Raw genomic sequence first — 3476 nt, 5'->3', positions numbered from 1 at the left:
CGCCGATCTTCCAGGTCGCCGATGTCGGGCTGGTCGGCGACCTGTTCACGCTGGTGCCGGAGTTGACCGCCAAGCTGTGAGTGAAGCAGCGCCAAGCTGCTGAACGGTGCGCGCGGGGCAAAGCCCCAAGCGCACACAGCGACGGCCGGCCGGCGTCACCACAGCGACGACCGACGACGCGGGGTTCAGCCCCGCGTCGGCCTGCCCGGTGAGGACGGCATGCCCGACCCACCGCTCCCGTACCCCGGCGCAGGCCGGGGCCCAGTTGGGCGCCGGTAGCGATCTACCGGCAGCCATCCCCAACTGGACCCCGGCCTTCGCCGGGGTACGCGCGTGACAGGCGAACCGTTGTCGACGATCGCCATCGTCACGGAGACGCCTGAGGTACGCGGGTGTGGGGCGAAGGACGACGCCCCCGCTACTTCGCCGCCACGGGGTAGACAACATCACCGATCAGCTGCGATTGTAAATCCTTCACAACCGGACAGCATCCCACCCATCCCGCAGCACACCGCCACCTCGTCATGGCCTTCTCATCCGTTTACCCGGCCAATTCCTGTGTGCTCTTTACTCCCAGCCCCAGCACAGATCGCGGGCCATATGGGAGTAGATGCGATGACCCACGAACCGCCGCGCAGCCGCGCCGTCTTTTCGACCGAGGATTTTGGGCTGCTGAAGGAAGCGGTCGGTGCCTATGTCCGGCAGATCGCCGACGACCCGCGCTCGTCGAAATTCTCCAACCTCTATCACCGGATCGGCCGCGTCGGCTGATCGCCGGCCACACCCCACTTCGCATCGACGGCAGTACCGACCAGGTCGCAGCGATAGCGCGTGGCCGACGATGCCGGCTGCCGTCGACTTGCGCCTGCTTCACGGAGAGACCGCAACCATGACCTATCACGGCCAGACTGTCCGCGCCGCCGCGCTGATCGCCGAACGGGGCGCTGCGTGGGCCGGTATCGATGCCGATGCCGTCGCCCGCATGCGGCTCCAGAACCGCTTCCGCACCGGGCTCGACATTGCGCGCCATACCGCCGACGTCATGCGCCGCGACATGGCAGCGTACGACGCCGATCCCGCGGCCTACACCCAGTCGCTGGGCTGCTGGCACGGCTTCATCGCCCAGCAGAAGATCATATCGATCAAGAAGCATTTCGGTTCGACCAAGGGCCGCTACCTCTATCTGTCGGGCTGGATGGTCGCGGCGCTGCGCAGCGAGTTCGGCCCGCTGCCCGACCAGTCGATGCACGAGAAGACCAGCGTGCCCGCGCTGATCGCCGAACTCTACACCTTCCTCAAACAGGCGGACGCGCGCGAACTGGGCATGCTGTTCCGCGACCTCGACGATGCGCGTCGCAGCAGCAATGACGTCGAGGCGCAGCGTCTGACCAACGCGATCGATCACTACGAGACGCATGTCGTCCCCATCATCGCCGACATCGACGCGGGCTTCGGCAATGCGGAGGCGACGTACCTGCTTGCGAAGAAGATGATCGAGGCCGGCGCCTGCGCGCTGCAGATCGAGAACCAGGTCAGCGACGAGAAACAGTGCGGCCATCAGGACGGCAAGGTCACCGTGCCGCACGAGGACTTTCTGGCGAAGGTCCGGGCCTGCCGCTACGCCTTCCTCGAACTGGGGGTCGACAACGGGATCATCGTGACGCGGACCGATTCGCTCGGCGCCGGCCTGACCAAGCAGATCGCCTATTCGGCCGAACCCGGCGATCTGGGCGACCGGTATAATGCGTTCCTCGATTGCGAGGCGGTGGACGACGTCACGCGGTTGCGCGGCGACGTGGTGATCGAGCGTGACGGCAAGCTGCTGCGCCCGAAACGGCTGCCGTCGAACCTGTTCCAGTTCCGCAAGGGGACCGGGGCCGATCGCTGCGTGCTCGACTGCATCACCTCGTTGCAGAACGGCGCCGACCTGTTGTGGATCGAGACCGAGAAGCCGCATATCGAACAGATCGCCGGAATGGTCGACCGCATCCGCGCCGTCGTTCCGGACGCCAAGCTGGTCTACAACAACTCGCCGAGCTTCAACTGGACGCTGAACTTCCGCCAGCAGGTGTTCGACCGCTGGGCGCAGGAGGGACGCGACCTGTCGGGCTATGACCGGGCGCGGCTGATGAGTGTGGATTATGATTCGACCGAACTGGCCGCCGAAGCGGACGAGAATATCCGCACCTTCCAGAGGGATGCCGCGGCGCGTGCCGGCATCTTCCACCACCTGATCACGCTGCCGACCTATCACACCGCGGCGCTGAGCACCGACAATCTGGCGAAGGAATATTTCGGCGAGGCCGGCATGCTCGGCTACGTCAAGGCCGTGCAGCGCGAAGAGATTCGTAAAGGGATCGCGTGCGTCAGGCACCAGAATATGAGCGGGTCGGACATCGGCGACGACCACAAGGAATATTTCGCCGGCGAGGCGGCGTTGAAGGCGGGCGGCGCCCACAACACGATGAACCAGTTCGCCGCCTGAACTCGCGACGGACGCGGCGGCAGCGATGTCGCCGCGTTCAGTTCGCGTCGGATACGGGGGGCAGGAAGCGGTACACCGTCCCCCGGGATATCCCCAGTTCGCGCGCGATATGCGCCGGGCGCATGCCCTCGGCCGCCAGCTTGCGGACTGCCGCCGGATCGATGCGCGGCTTGCCCCCTTTGTAGACGCCCCGCGCCTTGGCGGCGGCGATGCCTTCGGCCTGGCGTTCCTTGCGCAGATTGGTCTCGAATTCGGCGAAGACGCCGAGCATGTCGAGAAACGCCTTGCCCGCCGCGGTACCGGTATCGATCGGCTGCTCGGTCGCGCGGAGCATCACGCCCCTGCCCTTCAGTTCATGGACGATGTCCTGCAGGTCCTTCATCGACCGGGCGAGCCGGTCGATCCGGGTGACGACCAGCGTGTCGCCCTCGCGCAGGAAGTCGAGCAACACCTGCAACTCGGTCCGTCCGCTGCGCCCGGTCGCCGATTTCCTTTCCGAACGCACCGTCTGGCACCCGGCGGCGCGCAGCGCGGCTTCCTGAATGCCGAGGTCCTGATCGGTCGTGGACACGCGGGCATAGCCGAACAGCGCCATGCAGCCCCCTTTCTCTGTTCGACGGCGTCTAGGATGGGGCATCGAACTGTTCAAGCGCACCGGTGCCGACCCTGATCGAACGCGCACCCGGTTCGCAGTCCCGGCGCCGAACCGTCTGCACCCGATCTGCACGACCGCTGCTTCGAAGCACCTTGCCCGCCACACTCTCCGCTGACGCCGCGCGCCTATCCCATCGGCTTCCCCCCGATCGGAGCTGCCCATGCGCTTCAGTTTCCTGCTCAAGGCCGCCGCAACCTGCGTGCTGGTATTCCTGTTCGACCGCCTGTTCCCCGACGACTGGGGCGGGGCGGCGGTCGGTGTCTTTGCCGGTGCCTGGCTGCTGGCACTCGTCGCTACCCGCCGCGATGTGCGGGTCCGGCGCGAGGCGGGTAGCGA

General features: G+C 66.4%; 3 protein-coding genes. 2 read left to right on the top strand and 1 reads right to left on the bottom strand.

From position 1 onward, the window contains the following. The first annotated feature begins 615 nt into the window (after nucleotides 1-615). The gene (locus tag QLH51_RS19695; RefSeq protein WP_164516263.1) at nucleotides 616-771 is read left to right on the top strand and encodes a hypothetical protein; all 156 of its coding nucleotides are present in this window, start codon (nucleotides 616-618) and stop codon (nucleotides 769-771) included. A 118-nt stretch (nucleotides 772-889) separates the two neighbouring features. Continuing rightward, complete coding sequence (locus QLH51_RS19690; protein WP_125662737.1) at nucleotides 890-2485, top strand: isocitrate lyase; 1596 nt, start codon at nucleotides 890-892, stop codon at nucleotides 2483-2485. 37 nt (nucleotides 2486-2522) lie between these two features. Here the strand turns inward: QLH51_RS19690 and QLH51_RS19685 are convergent, their stop codons facing one another. Continuing rightward, nucleotides 2523-3080 (bottom strand): recombinase family protein, encoded by a 558-nt coding sequence (locus QLH51_RS19685; protein ID WP_125662740.1) that lies wholly within the window; start codon nucleotides 3078-3080, stop codon nucleotides 2523-2525. Nucleotides 3081-3476: the final 396 nt, after the last annotated feature.

Source organism: Sphingomonas sp. 2R-10, assembly GCF_030062225.1.
Lineage (GTDB): Bacteria > Pseudomonadota > Alphaproteobacteria > Sphingomonadales > Sphingomonadaceae > Sphingomonas.
The sequence above is the reverse complement of the archived record's forward strand: the minus strand, read 5'-3'. Positions and strand labels throughout refer to the sequence as shown.

Excerpts from the sequence above, each read along its gene's own strand:
- QLH51_RS19685 (WP_125662740.1), bottom strand. The coding sequence starts at position 3,080 with ATGGCGCTGTTCGGCTATGCCCGCGTGTCCACGACCGATCAGGACCTC.
- QLH51_RS19690 (WP_125662737.1), top strand. The coding sequence starts at position 890 with ATGACCTATCACGGCCAGACTGTCCGCGCCGCCGCGCTGATCGCCGAA.
- QLH51_RS19695 (WP_164516263.1), top strand. The coding sequence starts at position 616 with ATGACCCACGAACCGCCGCGCAGCCGCGCCGTCTTTTCGACCGAGGAT.